The sequence below is a fragment of the Actinacidiphila sp. bgisy160 genome (assembly GCF_057707815.1).
Genome location: NZ_JBYIQW010000045.1, coordinates 1 through 13,891, shown reverse-complemented (window position 1 = coordinate 13,891; position 13,891 = coordinate 1). Strand labels below are relative to the sequence as shown.

10 protein-coding genes are annotated in these 13,891 nt (G+C 69.0%); 6 read left to right on the top strand and 4 right to left on the bottom strand.

Features of this window, described 5'->3' with window-relative positions; all coding sequences use genetic code 11:
* Positions 1–36: 36 nt before the first annotated feature.
* Together AC3EUJ_RS27955 and AC3EUJ_RS27950 are read right to left on the bottom strand one after the other, a co-directional pair.
* Positions 37–1,167, bottom strand: a complete 1,131-nt coding sequence (locus tag AC3EUJ_RS27955; RefSeq protein ID WP_488180972.1) for an NsdA family TPR-like regulatory protein — start codon at positions 1,165–1,167, stop codon at positions 37–39.
* A complete protein-coding gene (locus AC3EUJ_RS27950) occupies positions 1,110–1,379 on the bottom strand; it encodes a hypothetical protein (protein WP_488180971.1) in 270 nt (89 codons plus the stop codon). The genes AC3EUJ_RS27955 and AC3EUJ_RS27950 overlap by 58 nt, the downstream gene beginning before the upstream one ends.
* A gap of 173 nt (positions 1,380–1,552) precedes the next feature.
* Here AC3EUJ_RS27950 and AC3EUJ_RS27945 point away from each other — a divergent pair, with 173 nt between their 5' ends.
* The 5 genes from AC3EUJ_RS27945 to AC3EUJ_RS27925 all read left to right on the top strand — a co-directional run bounded on the left by AC3EUJ_RS27945 (position 1,553) and on the right by AC3EUJ_RS27925 (position 4,997).
* Positions 1,553–2,089: a hypothetical protein gene (locus AC3EUJ_RS27945; RefSeq protein ID WP_431966075.1), complete on the top strand. Its 537-nt coding sequence runs from the start codon at positions 1,553–1,555 to the stop codon at positions 2,087–2,089.
* Positions 2,086–2,556: a hypothetical protein gene (locus AC3EUJ_RS27940; protein ID WP_431966073.1), complete on the top strand. Its 471-nt coding sequence runs from the start codon at positions 2,086–2,088 to the stop codon at positions 2,554–2,556. The genes AC3EUJ_RS27945 and AC3EUJ_RS27940 overlap by 4 nt, the downstream gene beginning before the upstream one ends.
* Before the next feature lie 181 nt (positions 2,557–2,737).
* Positions 2,738–3,868 (top strand): radical SAM protein, encoded by a 1,131-nt coding sequence (locus tag AC3EUJ_RS27935; RefSeq protein WP_431966158.1) that lies wholly within the window; start codon positions 2,738–2,740, stop codon positions 3,866–3,868.
* Positions 3,865–4,032, top strand: a complete 168-nt coding sequence (locus AC3EUJ_RS27930; protein ID WP_431966071.1) for a hypothetical protein — start codon at positions 3,865–3,867, stop codon at positions 4,030–4,032. The genes AC3EUJ_RS27935 and AC3EUJ_RS27930 overlap by 4 nt, the downstream gene beginning before the upstream one ends.
* Before the next feature lie 86 nt (positions 4,033–4,118).
* Positions 4,119–4,997, top strand: coding sequence for a GNAT family N-acetyltransferase (locus tag AC3EUJ_RS27925; RefSeq protein ID WP_431966069.1), 879 nt, complete (start codon positions 4,119–4,121; stop codon positions 4,995–4,997).
* Between the two features lie 276 nt (positions 4,998–5,273).
* Here the strand turns inward: AC3EUJ_RS27925 and AC3EUJ_RS27920 are convergent, their stop codons facing one another.
* Together AC3EUJ_RS27920 and AC3EUJ_RS27915 are read right to left on the bottom strand one after the other, a co-directional pair.
* Positions 5,274–8,543 (bottom strand): FG-GAP-like repeat-containing protein, encoded by a 3,270-nt coding sequence (locus AC3EUJ_RS27920; protein ID WP_431966067.1) that lies wholly within the window; start codon positions 8,541–8,543, stop codon positions 5,274–5,276.
* A gap of 961 nt (positions 8,544–9,504) precedes the next feature.
* On the bottom strand, positions 9,505–12,855 hold the full coding sequence (locus AC3EUJ_RS27915) for a DNRLRE domain-containing protein (RefSeq protein WP_431966065.1): 3,351 nt from the start codon (positions 12,853–12,855) through the stop codon (positions 9,505–9,507).
* A gap of 458 nt (positions 12,856–13,313) precedes the next feature.
* Between AC3EUJ_RS27915 and AC3EUJ_RS27910 the strand changes: the two genes are divergently transcribed.
* The coding region (locus AC3EUJ_RS27910) for a hypothetical protein (protein WP_431966063.1) at positions 13,314–13,891 on the top strand (578 nt) is incomplete at its 3' end.

The window sequence follows — 13,891 nt, the reverse complement described above, 5'->3', positions numbered from 1 at the left end:
GGAGTGGAACCCAGGCGGGGCGCGGGTGTCTCCGGGTCAGGCCGCGTGCGCGGCCTGCCAGATGCGGGCCCGCTCGTCCAGGTCGTGCGCAGCCCGCATGCCACGGCGGCCGAACACCGCGAGCTGACGGCGGATGCCCGCGACCTCGTCGACGGCCCGGGCGGACCGGACCCCGTTGAGGAGGTCCAGGGACTTGCCCCAGGAGCCGCACGCCGCTTCGACGTGGCCCTGTGCGGCCTGCTCCCGGCCCTGAGCGGCCAGGGTGAGCGCGGTGATCCGCTCGTGGCCGGTGCGGGGCCGGTTCCGCGCGGAGGCCGCATAGTGCCGCTCGGCGTTGGCGTGGTCACCGAGAGCGTGGAAGGTCTTCGCCGTGTGCGAGGCGACCGTGGCCCGGGGCGAGCCCCACCGTGCGGCCCACACCGGCAGCTCGTCCGCGCTGCCCGAGAGGACGAGGTCCTGTGCGGCGCGGACCTGGCGGGCTGCCTCCTTGCCCCGGCCGGCGTTCGCCAGTGCGCGGGCCCGGGTGATGGCGAACAGTGACTCGGTGGCGGGGGCCGCCTTGCCCTTGATCCGGGCGAGTGCGGCGTCGGCGAGCTCCAGTGTCGATTCGGGTCGGCGGATGTCCATGCCGTTGTGGGCGAGGATGCGCAGTATCCATGCGGCGTGCAGGTCGTCGCCGGCCTCGCGGGTGAGGGCGTACGCCTGGAGGTAGTAGCGCTGGGCCAGGCCGTGCTCGGACGCGTCGTACGCCTTCCAGCCGCACAGGTAGGCGACGCTGGCCGCTGCCGACAGGGCTTCGGCGCGGTCCTCATCGCTGGCGAACGTGGCCCGGCACAGGTCGGCTACGTCCGAGCGGAGGTACTGGACGACGGCGGTCCGGCCGTGCTGCCCGCCGTGCCGCTCGTCGATCCTGGTGAACAGGTCGGTCATGTCGCGCACGGCCTCGATCTCCGCGCGTCCCGCGCGGGGGCCGGTGTGCTGTCCGCGCTGCCCGCGCTCGATCGCTTCCTCTATCCCGAGCGGGAGAGCGGCCGCCGCGACGCTGTATGCGGCGTTTGTGAGAAAACTGCGGCGTTGGATGTCGGCCTCCCCGAGGCGCCGTAGCATGTCTACCGGATCGGGCCCCAAGAACGTCCCAAGCGCTTCTTGGGGCCCGTCCTTCTCCAGGGCCCCGAGCGCGAGTTGAGACGGCCGGACCTGTCGGCCAGCCTCCTTGAGATCGCCTCCGCAATGTACGTCGCCGTCTGCGGGCTCGGCTGACCGCCTCCCACCCAGAACGCCACAGCGGACCGTCCTGTCCGCAGGGAATCGCCGGCCTCGGCCGCCACTACGCGCACCGCGGCCGCGAGCTGTTCGTACGTCAAACCCGCTTCCCGCATGGCCTCGACAAGGGCCTCGTTGCGCGCACGCGAGTGATTCGCCACTTCGTCCACCCTCCCAAGCAGGGCGTTGAACCCGTTGAACAGAGTCGTGCTCGACGGGGATAGCCGTTCCACAGTAGCGGTCGGTGTACTCGCTGTAACAGCAGACAGCCGCTTGGGGGCCTGGAGCTATGGCGAGGACGACGAGAGACCACGACGCGGGCGAGGAGCCCGGCGCCGCCGTGCTGGTGAGCACCCTGTACGAGCGCCAGCTCGCGGTAGCGCACTGGCTGTTGCAGGCCGCCGAGCGCGGCATACGGCGCGCGGTGTGGGAGGAGCGCGGGCTGATCATGCTGGAGTGCGGCACGCTGTTCTCCGTTGTCCGTATCCCGGCCGCGTTCGTCGAGGGCGCCGCTCGATCCAGCGACCCTCACGAGATCGACGGGTACCTCGCGGAGGCCCTGGACGGCGGACCCGTGGTCGTGGACCGGATCAGCCAGCGGTACTACGCGCTGGTGCCCGGAAGCGCGGCCCGCCACTGGGACGTTGCGGGCACCGTGTGCCTGGGCCGTAACTCCTGCCTGGGCGTGCCGTACCCGGACCGCACCGCGCCGCGCGTGGGCCGCCCGTACTGGTCGGTGCCGATGGACTCGGCCGGTGACCTGTGCGTGCCCGGCCTGGTTGCCCGGGTGATCGAGGCCGGACGACCACGCGGAGCCCTCGCGTGACCGGCCCGGCCGAGCCGATCGACGCGGCCACGATCTGGGCGAACTGCCGAACTCTGCCGGTCTTCCGTGATCGTGAGGCGGCCGAGGCGCACGAACTGGTCCTCCGAGGCCACGTGCATCTCCTCCTCGCCGAGCTCGGCCCGGTCCCGCCGTCCCTCGCGAACCTCGTGGAACGAGCCCGGGGGTTCCTGGCGGAGGACTGCGGCGAGGGCATGTGGTCGGCCTACTGGCACCTGGAGAACCTGGCCATGGCCGGGCGGCTCCTGCTGCCCGCTGTCCTCGGCGACCAGGCGTTCCCGTGCAGCTGGTGCGGGTGGTTCACCGACACCACGCGCGAGGTCCGGCACACCGACAGACGGCGCGCCTTGCTCGGGTCCCGCTACGCCTGCGGGCCGTGCCGCGAGACGCGCCGCCTGGTCGTGTGGACCGACGACGCCCGGCAGACCGTCGCTGCTGCCACCCCGTAGACCGCCGCCTCGCGCGCGGCGTGCGGCGAAGCCCCGCACGCGAGGCGGTGCCCAACTCGAAGGCGCGCGGACCGCCCCGCGTCGATGCCGGAACTGGAGAAGACGAATGGGCTACATCGAAGACGACGCCCAGGCCCTCGCCCGCACCCTCGCGGGCAGGCGTCCCCCCGAGGGCGGCGTCATGCACGCCCTGATCGCGAGCCCGTTCCTGGACGGGTACCTCGCGGTCCGGCCGGGCAGCCAAGCCGGCGCCCGCCTGCCCGAGGATCGGTTCCGCGCACTCGAGGACGTCACAGCCACCGGGGGAACAGCCCCCGCGTGGTTCGCCGACCTCGCACGCGACACGTGGGGCCTGGACCTCGGCGGCCGGACGCTACGGGACAACGTCCTTGTGCGGAAGCCGACCGAGTTCGGGTTCGGCCGCGCGAGCTGGGAGATCAACCTCGGCTGCAACTTCGCCTGCAAACACTGCTACCTCGGCTTGAAGGAGTTCGCCGGCCTGCCGTGGGAAGACAAGGTCAGGCTGCTGGACATCATGCGCGACGCCGGGGTGCTGTGGCTGCAGATCACCGGCGGCGAGCCCACGATCGACAAACACTTCCAGGACGCCTACCGGTACGCCTTCGGCCTGGGCATGATGCTGACGATCTCCACGAACGCCTCCCGGCTGTGGGAGCCGTCGCTGCTGGAGATGTTCGAGAAGTTCCCCGCCTATCGGCTCGTGGTGAGCGTCTACGGCGCGACAGAGGAGAGCTTCGACGGCCTCACGCAGCGCCGCGGCTCGTGGAAGACGTTCCAGCGCGGCATGGCCGCAGCCCGCGAGGCCGGGCTTCCCGTGCGGCTGAACATCGTCGTCACCGAGGACAGCGCGCACGAGGTCGACGCGATGGTGGCCATGGCCGAGGAGTGGGGGCTGCGGCACCACGTCTACACGAACATGACGCCGACGATCTACGGCGGCCCCGAGTCGCTGCTCGCCCAGTCCTCCAGCCACCTGCGCGAACGCACCCCGGTCCAGGGCTGCAACGCCGGCCACACCTTCTTCCACGCCGACCCGCACGCCAAGGTCAGCATCTGCAAGGTGGGCCGCGACGACCAGATCGACCTGATGACCGAGGGCCTTGACGGCCTGCGTCGGCTGCCCGGAGTGGCCGACAAGTTGATGCTTCGCACCGGGGGCTGCTCCGGCTGCCAGCTGTCGGGCACCTGTCTGGTGTGCCGCCCGCTGGCCAAGCAGTTCCAGGAGGCGAAGGCCCCGCTGGCGAACTACTGCCAGCACGGACAACCCAAGAAGGAGTTGGTGCAGTCATGACCGCTGTTCCCGTCACCATCGGCCGGACCCCGCCGCCGCGGACCCGCCCGGAGGTCCCGGCCGCGCTCGTCGCCGCGCAGTCCGTCACCCCGGTCGCGGACCTGGACGACCTGATGGGCGGCATCGCCTGCTCGTGCGCGGGCAGCGACGACAACCCCCACTGATCGCTGAGCGATCACAAACGGTCGGGCCCCGGCGCATCCTGCGCCGGGGCCCGCGCCTCCTGTCCCCGAGAAGTAAGGTGCGACCCATGCTCTTCCGCTGGGAATGGCTGCGGCCGGTGCTGACGGTGCCGTACGTGCCGACGCTGGGCCCCGTCCATCCGTCGGTGCTGACCGAGGACCTGTTCGCCGACGTGCTCCGTGCGGCCGAGCAGCAGCGGCGGTTCCTGCGGTACGACAAGGACGTGCGCTGGTCGGACGTGAAGGACGAGACCGTGCTCGCCGAGGACATCGCGCACCGGCCGGGGGAGACCCTGGTCCCCACGCTGGTGCGGCGCGGTAAGGGCACCGTGAAGGTCCACGTCTACGGCGTCGAACCGGACTCCCCGCTGGTGGCCGGGGAGCTGGCCGCCAAGCTGTGCGCCCGCCACGACGCCGCCCGGGCCCGCATGGTGACCTTCCTCGGCCCGGAGCACGCGGGCTGTGACGGGGCTGGGACGCGCGTGCAGCTCAAGGACTTCACCAGCATGTCGAGCCCCGACCCCGAGCCCGGCACGGTGCTCCCCTTCGACGACTGCCCGGGTGCGGTGCGCGCCAACTTCACGGCCTTCGCCGCGCAAATGGCCGCCGACGGGTTCGCATTCCTGCACCGGCAGATGCTCGCGGGCGCCGTGGGCCCGGTCCTCGTCGCCGTCCACGAGGGGCGCGTCGCGGGCGCCATCGGCCCCATGGAGATCCGGCCGGACGCCGTCGGCGCCCGCCAGCTCATGCCCCAGTATTTCGGCGTCCTGCCCGAGCACCGCGGCCGCGGCTACGGCCGCGCCCTGTGGCGGGCCGCGATGCACTGGGGCCAAGAGCACAGTGCCGCGTACCAACTGTTGCAAACAGAGGTCGGCGGCGCATCCGATCGGCTGTGCCGCAGCGAGGGCTTGACGTCGCTCGGAATCGTCTATTCGAAGCCCATCTAGGATGGATGATTGCAATATGGTGCCATCTATCCAAGTTGTCGCTTCCCTTGAAAGTGCTAGATTCCCGTGCTCCAGGCTGGGAAATCCGCAGGGCGCCGAGTCTGCTCCCCGCGCCCGCTGGGATGGTCCCCACGGTCACGGTCAGTGCGAGGCAGCGGTCCGCGCTACCTGCGCTGAGGCCTCTGCCACGGGCGGTACGTTCGCGAATGATGACCGGTGGGAGGTGGGTGGTCGGGGCGGGACGCTACCCGCACCGACCACAGCGTGTGCGTGATGTCAGCCGACAGTCATTTTGCCGTCCCATCCGTTGCTGACGACGGTGGTGTAGGTACCGACGGTGGTGGTGCCTCCGCTGTACATGCGGACGCTGCCGTCGTTCATGACGGCCCACATGTCGGGGATGCCGTCGTGGTTGGCGTCGGGGGTGCCGAGTAGGAGGCGGACGGTGGTGGTGGTCCAGCCGGTGGCGGCGTAGGTGGTGTCGGCGCCGTTGAGTGAGTTGCCGGAGTTGGCGAGGGAGTCGATGGCGGTGCCGCCGGTGCTGTTGGGCTTGCCGTAGCGCAGGGTCAGTTTGCCGGAGGACAGGGTACGGAAGACGAGGTCGACGGCTCCGTCGTTGTTGTGGTCGCCGACGGAGACCAGGTCGCGGTCGGGCCAGACGCTGCCACCGTTTTGCAGGATGGCGGTGGTGAAGGCGCCTGCGGTGTAGCCGAGGAAGGCCCAGTAGTGGCCGCCTTCGGTGGCGAGCATGTCGGGGCGGCCGTCGCCGTCGATGTCTCCGGCGGCGAGGATCTGGTCGAGGGTGGCCGGATCAGGTGCGCCCTCGGGCAGCAGGACCTGAAGGCGTTTGCTGACGTCGAAGCTGCCGTAGCCGTCGCCTGGGTAGATGTAGAGCTTGCCGTCGTTCATGCGGGCGATCAGGTCTTGCAGGCCGTCGCCGGAGATGAAGTCGCCGTTGTGGGTGAGCAGGGCACCGGTCCAGTAGTCGTCGGGGTAGGCGCTGTTGGTCTCGACGAGCCCGCGTTGGTCGTAAGCGGCGCGGTTGTAGGCGTATAGGTCCCCGATGCTGGTCGCGGGGTAGACGCGCAGGTCCTTGTACTGGTCGACGACGACGGCGTCGGGCCAGGCGTCGCCGGTCAAGTCGCCAGCGGCATCGGCGGTGTCGCGTGGGGTGACGTAGAAGATGTACTTGGTTCCGGCGGACCGGTTCCCCGCGGAGTCAACGGCTCGGACGTAGAAGACGTTGGGGCCGGCGTTGTGGGGGTTGAGGTGCATGGTGACGCTTCCGCCGGGTGCGGCGGGGGTGCCGCTACCGCCGTAGCTGGTGCTGTTGAAGGAGAACTCGTACCTGACGGTGTCGGCGGATCCGTCGGAGCTGAGGGTGAAGTCACCGGACGTGCCGTAGTTGACGGTGCTCCAGATGGTGCCGGTGCCGTCGTCCTCGGGGTAGTCGGCGGAGGTGACCTTTGGCGAGTTGGGTTTGTCGGCGTCGAAGACGAATCCGCAGTTGCCCGAGCCGGGTGGGGCGTAGGTGGAGGCGGCGCCGGTGGAGTCGATGGCGCGCACCCGCCACCAGTAGGTCTTTCCGTTGGCGAACTTGCTGCTGAGCACCGTGACGCTGGCGTGGCCGCTGCTGTCGACGGTCTGATTACCGTCAAGGATCTTGGTGCTGCTGCCGTCCTGCCACAGCTCGAAGTCCAGATATTTCAGATCGCCGTCGGGGTCGGTTGCGGTGGCGGCGAAGGTCAGGTCGGACTTGCCGACACTGGAGGTGCCCTCGAGGTCGCAGTCCGGGCCGGGGGCCATGGTCTGCTGGGTGGGCTCGTTCGGCTTGTGGTTGTAGATGATCTTCAGGTAAGGAGAGTTGCTGCTGCTGGCCTCGAACTTCTTCCACGGGTAGGCCGAGCTTTCGTCGGCAGCACGCAGGCCCATGGTGGCGTAGCCCCAGCCGTTGTCGGCGGCGTCCTGGGCCAGTGAGGTGGCGGTGAACTTCACCCAGTTGTCCGGGCAGCTGCTGCTGTAGCCGTGTGCGACGTTTTGGGCGTCGACCTGCTCGATCCACGAGGGCTGGTTGTTCCAGGTGGTGGAGGAGCTGATGCTCCCGGTGTGCCACAGCTCGACGCTGCGGGCGGAGCAGGACCAGGAGTAGGTCTCCAGGGCGTAGAAGTACGCGGAGGAGACGGCTGCGCCTTTGAGTTTGCTGCTGGACAGGGAGAGCTGGAAGAAGGAGTGGGACAGTCCCCTGGTGGTGGACTCGTAGCCGACGCGGGCGGTGTCGGTGCCGTCGTTGAAGTTGGTGCCGTTCCAGAAGCTGGAGGTCGGGTACGGCTGGTAGGCGGTGGTCCAGTTGTTGGTGTGCCCGGTGAAGGACGGGTCGATGAAGACCGGGTAGACGGTGGACTCACCGGTGAGCAGCTTGAGGTTCGGCCTGATGCTCAGCGTCGTGCCGCCGGTGAGGGTGCTCTGGGCCAGAGCGTCGTGGCTGCCGGGTTGAGGGCCGGCCAGTCCAGCCAGGGAAAGGACCGAGTCCGCGCCGGTGCCGGTGAGGAAGGCTGCAGGCCGCGCCCCCGCCGTGGCGGCGTGTCCCCGGTACGCGGCTGGGCCGGCGCTGGTGTCGTCGGTGGGGGTGGGAGCGGCGGTGTCGTCCAGATAGTCGGGGGTGTGGGAGGCGCTGGGGTCGGGGGCGTCCGCAGGGTCTTCGGGCGGGTCGACGTCCGGGCCGGCCGAGGGAAGCGGGTCGTCGGAAGGGCGGGGCGGCTGCGGGTCGTCACCTTCGGTGGCGGCGGGCTTTCCGGCAGAGTCCCACATGTAGGGGGTGGGGGAGACCGCGACCTCACGGCCTGCGGTGTCCTTGGCGTGGACGACGTGGGTGACCGGGTCCAGGGTGAAGGCCAGGTCGGGCGAGGTCAGTCCATAGGAGACCTCGGCGAGAGCCGGATCATCCGCGGCCTGCGCGGTTTTGACGATCAGCAGGTGGGAGAACCCGGCGTCGCGGGCCGTCAGCAGCAGATCGACCCCGGGCAGGACGTCCTGGTACAGGGCCCGCGGCCCGTCGATCACGGGGGCGGGCAGGGGGCCGGGCCAGGTCATGGTGAGCTTGTGGCTGTCGGTGGTGAAGGTCACCAGATCAGTCGACGAGGCCGCCTGAGCGGTGCTGGTCGCCAGAGCCGCCCGGACCTGGGACCGGGAGGCCCGCCGCCCCGTGCTGCCGCCGGAGAAGACCACGGGGTTGTTCACGGCCTTGGGGGCCCAGCCACCGCCTTTTACACGGCGCAGGCGGGTGTCGATCGGCCGCCAGGTCCCGTCGACCTTCGCGCGGAACGCCACGGCACGGGTTTCCAGTTCGAAGCTGCCGTCCGGGCGGGCCCAGGTGGTGCTGCTCGCGTCGCGCAGCGCGGTGACCTCCACCCGCTTCCCCGATGTGCGCGCCTTGGCCAGTGCGGTGGTCTCGTCCCGCAGCCTTGGTGCGGCCGACTTCTTGTCGGCGCCGTGTGAGGCGTCGTGGTGGAGGGCGGGTAGCTGGGTCAGGCCGAATGTGGCGGCCACGGCGACGGCCAGCATCGCACCAACCCGCCGCCGACTACGACGAACACGCAGCCATCGTCTGTCCACGAAACTCTTTCCCCTCCCCGATCCGTAGCCGCCCGACGAGCGTCACCTGCCGACGAAAAGCTCGTTTCACACATGCGCTCTTCGTTGTTTGGCTACAGTTAACCTGCTGTTTCCTATTCGTTGAGGGATCCGCTTCGGATACCCTCCGGCGAGCAGGATTGCGCGAGCAGATCATGCCTTACCGATTCGTTCCGCGCCAGCGTCCGCAGTGGTACCGAGTGTCCGTCTGGTGCGGAGTGTGCGGCTTTTGCGGGCCACGGTCCGCGTCGTGTACTTGATGGCCTGATCGCGGCCCTCGCTCGACATCGCCCCAGGTGAAGCGGATGCGGTAGGGGATGGGCTGGTTCAGTATTCCCCTTTTTCGTGGCGGGCGAAGGGTGGGGTGAAGGTCTTCGGCGTCGCATTCAGTATTTCTATCCCAGGTTAACTCTATTTCTTCGAGGCGCCTAAAGGTGCTTCTCGGTGGGTGTAATTCGGCGGGATCTATCCGGGCTGTATTTCATTTCCTGGGTGAGTGGCCTGCGACCTTTTCGCTGCCTTCTGTGGTGGGGAGGCTTCCGCAGTCGGTGACGTTCTTTTCCGTGCCTTGAACGATGGCCATGGGCGCGTGACGGGGCGCAGGCTGGGCGCAACATCGGCAGTCATGTCCGCGAGCGGTCCGCTTGGACTGGCATGACCGGGCTGGAGAGCCCGGTGGAGTGTGGCGCGGTGCGGGTGCGCCGAGGACTGATGGGGGCTCTCTCGGAGCTGGTGCCCGGCGGGCAGCCCTGGTCTGCGGGCGATGCGTTGAGGTCGGACTGCGGGCGGCTGTGATGCCAGGTGTGGTGGCTATGGGGCGGGGCCTGGTGCCCGCCTGGAAGGGCGGGCACCAGGCCCCGACGGGGACGGGTGTGGGTCAGCCGAGGGCCTTCTTGGTGCTCCAGTCGGTGCTGATGACGTTGACGGGTGTGCCGACGGAGGTCTTCGTGCCCTTGTAGAAGTCCACGGTGCCGTTGGCGTTGCGGGCCCAGATGTCGGGAATGTGGTCGCCATTGACGTCGGGTGTGCCGGCGGCCCAGGTGATGGCGGTGGTGCTCCATCCGGTGGCGTAGTTGGTGTCGACGCCGGTGAGGGAGTCCACGGCGTGGGTGATGGACGCGAGCAGGGTGCCGCCGCCACTGTCGGGTTTGCCGTAGCGGACCCACAGCGTTGCGGTGCTCAGCTTCCGGAAGACCAGGTCCCGTGCTCCGTCGCCGTTGACGTCCTCGACGCTGATCAGGTCGCGGTCGTCCCAGGTGGTGAGGGTGACTCTTTCGGCCTGGGTGAAGGCGGCACCGGTGTATCCGGTGAAGAACCACAGCGCCGTTCCGGCGGTGGCGAACATGTCAGGCCTGCCGTCGTTGTTGAGGTCTCCGATGGACAGGATCTGGCTCAGCTCGCCCGGTTGGGGGACGGCCACCCCGTCGGGGGCTTGCGCGGGCAGGAGGATCTCGAGGCGTCGGCTGACATCGACGCTGCCGTATCCGTCGCCGGGGTAGGCGTAGAGCTTGCCGTCGGGCATGCGGGCGATGAGGTCGGTGAGCCGGTCGGCTCCGATGTAGTCACCGTTGTGCGTGATCAGCGCGGGGTTTTGGTTGGCGCTGTCGGTCCAGTAGCCGTCGGGAAGAGGACGGCCGGCGTCGTGAGCAGCGGGCAGGGAACGGTGGATGTCGCCGGCTGCGTCAGCGGGGTAGAGACGCAGATTCCCCTGGACGTCGATGACATACAGGTCGGGGCGGGTATCGCCCGTGGTGTCGCCTGGGCCGTCGCCCGTGTCACGCGGGGTTACGTAGAAGACGTAGTCCGTGCGGGCGGAGGTGTTGCCCGCGCTGTCGACCGCCACGGCATACAGGACGTTGGGACCGGCGACCTTGGGCTGAATGGTGACGGTGGCGCTGGCCCCGGGGGAGACGGTCTTGGTGTTGTCGTAGGCGGTGGTGTTGAGGGAGTACTTGTAGGTGACGGTGTCGGTGGATCCGTTGGGGCTGAAGGTGACGCTACCGGTGGTGCCGAAGGGTTTGGTGCTCCAGTTGGAACCGGTGCTGTTCTCCTCGGGGTAGTCGGTGGAGGTCACGTTCGGGGAGTTGGGCTTGGCGGCGTCGTAGACGAAGCCGCAGTTGTCGGTCGAGGGCGGGGCGTAGGTGGAGGCGGCGCCGGTGGAGTCGATGGCGCGCACCCGCCACCAGTAGGTCTTGCCGTTGGCGAACTTGCTGCTGACCACCTTGACGCTGGCGTGACCGCTGCTGTCGACGGTCTGGTTACCGTCAAAGATCTTGGTGCTGCTGCCGTCCTGCCACAGCTCGAAGTCCAGGTACTTCAGGTCGCCGTCGGTGTCGGAGGCGGTGGCGGAGAAGGTGATGTCGGAGTTGCCGACGGTCGAGGCGGCCACGGTGTCGCACTTCGGCCCCGGGGACATGTCGAGTCCGGTGGGCTCGTTGGGCTTGTGGTTGTAGGTGATCTTCAGGTAGGGGGAGTTGCTGCTGCTTGCCTCGAACTTCTTCCAGGCGTAGGAGGAGGTTTCGTCGGCGGCGCGCAGTCCGAGGGTGATCTTGGTCCAGCCGTTGTCGGCGGCATCCTGCGCCAGGGAGGTGGCGGGGAAGTTCACCCAGTTGTCGGGGCAGCTGCTGCTGTAGCCGTGTGCGACGCTCTGGGCGTTGATCTCCTCGCTCCACGAGGGCTGGTTGTTCCAGGTGGTGGAGGAGCTGATGCCGCCGGTGCGCCACAGCTGGACGCTGCGGGCCGAGCATGACCAGGAGTAGGTCTCCAGGGCGTAGAAGGAGGCCGACGAGACGGCTGCGCCTTTGAGTTTGCTGTCCAGCGAGAGCTGGAAGAAGGAGCGGGACAGGCCGCCGGTGGTGGACTCGTAGCCGACGCGGGCGGTGTCGGTGCCGTCGTTGAAGTTGGTGCCGTTCCAGAAGCTCGTCGTGGGGTAGGGCTTGTAGGCGGTGGTCCAGTTGTTGGTGTGCCCGGTCATGGACGGGTCGATGAAGACCGGGTAGACGGTGGAGCCGCCGGTGAGCAGCTTGAGGTTGGGCTTGATGCTCAGGGTGTGGTCGGTGAGGGTGGTCTGGGCCAGGGCGTCGTGGCTTCCGGGCTGGGGGCCGGCCAGTCCGGCCAGGGAAAGGACCGAGTCCGGGCCGGTGCCGGTGGTGAAGGCCGCAGGCCGCGCTCCGCTGATGGTGGTGTGGTCCTGGTAGGCGGCCGGGCTGGCGCTGGTGTCGCTGGTGGGCGCGGCAGTGTCGTCGCTGTCGTCGGGGGTGTGGGAGGCGTTGGGGTCGGGGGCGTCGGCGGGGTCTTCGGGCGGGTCGACGTCGGGGTCGGCCGAGGGGGGCGGGTCGTCGGCGGGCCGGGGTGGCTGCGGGTCGTCGCCTTGTGTGACGGCGGGCGTGCCGGCGGAGTCCCACATGTAGGGAGTGGGGGAGACCGCGACCTCACGGCCGGTGGCGTCCTTGGCGTGGACGACGTGGGTGACCGGGTCGAGGGTGAAGGCCAGGTCGGGCGAGGTCAGCCCGTAGGAGACTTCGGCGAGGGCCGGATCGTCGGCGGCCTGCGAGGTCTTGACGATCAGCAGGTTGGAGAACCCGGCGTCGCGGGCCGTGAGCAGCAGGTCGACACCGGGCAGGACTTCTTGGTACAGGGCCCGTGGCCCGTCGATGACCGGGGCGGGCAGGGGGCCGGGCCAGGTCATGGTGAGCTGGTGGCCGTCGGTGGTGAAGGTCACCAGATCCGTGGATGAGGCCGCGTCCTGCAGGGCGGTGACAGTGGCCGGCCGGATCTGACCGCGTACATGGGACCGGTTGGCGCGGTCGGCGGCGCGGCTGCCGCCGGAGAAGACCAAGGGGCTGTTCACGGCCTTGGGGGCCCAGCCGCCACCCTTGACACGGTGCAGGCGGGTGTCGATCGGCCGCCAGGTGCCGTCGACCTTGGCCCGGAACGGCACGGCACGGGTCTCCAGTTCGAAGCTGCCGTCCGGGCGGGCCCAGGTGGTGCTGCTCGCGTCACGCAGCGCGGTGACCTCCACCCGCTTGCCCGAGGTGCGGGCCTTGGAGACGGCGGCAGCCTCGTTCAGCACCTTTGGCGCGGCCACCTGCTCCTTTCCGCGCGCGGGGGAGGGGGCGTGGTGGAGGGCGGGCAACTGGGTCACGCCCAGTGCGGCGGCCACCGCGGTTGCCAGCACCGCACCGACCCGCCGTCGACTACGAGGCGTGCGCAGCCATGCTCTGTCCACGAAACGTCTTCCCTCCCCGAAACCCGGATTCGCCGGGTACTGCTTTTGCGCACCTCTTTCGGGCGCAATACGTGCCAGCCACCCACGCCCCGCCGCCTGCATTTCAGGCTGGGGCACAGAGGTGCCAGCAGATCATGTACGACCGGGCGAGTAAATTCCAGTGTTCTCGCGTATTCCGTCAGGCCATCCGGAGGTGCGGGAACCGTTTGCGTGATGTGCAGGACCTGCGATTCCCGGCAATTCACCGAGACCATCGCGTGTGGATGGTGTCTCGTCGCCGTACGGGTCGGGACGTGCAGCTGGGTGTTTTGGAATGATCTTGCCGCTTATTTTCGCATGCGGGCACCTTGTAAAGGAAAGTCTTTGCATTGTCGAAATGCCGTAATCCTGAATCTTCTCCGGGTCGACATGTCTTGGTTGCGAATTCCCTGTGTGACGGGCATCACATTGGCTGTTTCGTGTTTGACGGCGAGTGGAATGAGGGCAGAGGATTCGGCGGATTCTTTGTGTTGTCTTCGGGGTGGGGCGCGCGCTTTTTGGGCGCGGGTTTCCTGCCGGCCGCCATGGGGGGCTGTTCGGTGTTTGGTTCGCTGTCGTGGTCCGGCCGTGGTGCACTGCCCCGTACCTCCAAAGCACGCTCGCGTACGCGCCGGGTCCGGCTGGGTATGGGGGCGGCGATTATGGCCGCCTTGGTGGTGGGGCTGCTGCCGGCGCAGGCGATGGCGGCGCCGCCACCGGGCGGGGACCGGTCGGGCGTGGACCTGATCGACATTCCTGCCGAGGAGAAGGCCACCGACGCCGACACCGGGGTCCTGGACGACCTGACCGGCGAAGCGACCGTGCCACCAGTGGAATACGAGCCGGTCAACACCACCGCGCCGGCAGGGGGTCAGGACGCGGTGACGCTGACCGATCCGGTCGCGGGTGATCTGGTGCAGGCCGGTTCCCTGCCGGTGTTGCTGGGCGCCCCGACGGACGCGGACACCCCAGAGGAACTGGATCCGCTCAAGGGCACCTGGCAGGTGGAGGTCGCCGA